Here is a 1,196-nt window from a genome sequence, read left to right as displayed (position 1 = left end):
CGCCGATGGCGAAGGAGAAGTTTTCTCGCAGCAAGCCGCACGTGAACATCGGAACGATTGGGCACGTTGACCACGGCAAGACGTCGTTGACGGCAGCGATCACGAAGGTGTTGGCGGAGACGGGCGGCGCGACGTTCAAGGCGTACGACCAGATCGACGCTGCGCCCGAGGAGAAGGCGCGCGGCATCACGATCTCGACGGCGCACGTTGAGTACGAGACGGAGAACCGTCACTACGCGCACGTGGACTGCCCCGGCCACGCCGACTACGTGAAGAACATGATCACGGGCGCGGCGCAGATGGACGGCGCGATCCTGGTGGTGTCCGCGGCGGACGGTCCGATGCCGCAGACGCGCGAGCACATCCTGCTTGCGCGCCAGGTTGGCGTTCCGGCGATCGTGGTGTTCCTCAACAAGTGCGACATGGTCGACGACGAGGAGCTTCTGGAGCTGGTGGAGCTTGAGGTTCGCGAGCTTCTGTCGTCCTACGACTTCCCCGGCGACGACATTCCGATCGTGAAGGGGTCTGCGCTTGTGGCGCTTGAGAATGGCGACGCCAAGCTCGGCCACGACGCGATCCTGGAGCTGATGCGGGAAGTGGACGCCTACATCCCGACGCCGGAGCGTCCGGTTGACGGCGCGTTCCTGATGCCGATCGAAGACGTGTTCTCGATCTCCGGCCGCGGCACGGTCGTGACGGGTCGTGTGGAGCGCGGCATCGTTAAGGTGGGCGAGGAAGTCGAGATCGTCGGCATCAAGGACACCAAGAAGACGACGGTGACCGGCGTGGAGATGTTCCGCAAGCTGCTGGATCAGGGCCAGGCGGGCGACAATATCGGCGCGCTTTTGCGCGGTATCGACCGCGACGACGTGGAGCGCGGGCAGGTTCTGTGCAAGCCGGGGTCGGTGACGCCGCACACGAAGTTCAAGGCGTCGGCGTACATCCTGACGAAGGAAGAGGGCGGTCGGCACACGCCGTTCTTCACGAACTATCGTCCGCAGTTCTATTTCCGCACGACGGACGTGACCGGCGTTGTCACGCTTCCGGAAGGCACGGAAATGGTGATGCCGGGCGACAACGTGGAGATCGAGGTCGAGCTGATCGTGCCGATCGCGATGGAAGAGCAGCTCCGCTTCGCCATCCGCGAAGGCGGCCGCACCGTCGGTGCAGGCGTCGTCGCGTCGATCATCAAATAA

General features: G+C 64.0%; 1 protein-coding gene. It reads left to right on the top strand.

The features are described from left to right. The first annotated feature begins 5 nt into the window (after positions 1-5). The gene (tuf, locus tag HNS03_RS25690; RefSeq protein ID WP_367198889.1) at positions 6-1,196 is read left to right on the top strand and encodes an elongation factor Tu; all 1,191 of its coding nucleotides are present in this window, start codon (positions 6-8) and stop codon (positions 1,194-1,196) included.

It is taken from the genome of Amorphus sp. 3PC139-8 (genome assembly GCF_040750475.1).
Lineage (GTDB): Bacteria > Pseudomonadota > Alphaproteobacteria > Rhizobiales > Amorphaceae > Amorphus.
Note: the sequence above shows the minus strand (reverse complement) of the source record. Positions and strands in the feature narration are given on the sequence as shown.

What these genes read in the sequence shown, in the direction of transcription:
- tuf (WP_367198889.1), top strand. Translation starts at nt 6, where the DNA reads ATGGCGAAGGAGAAGTTTTCTCGCAGCAAGCCGCACGTGAACATCGGA.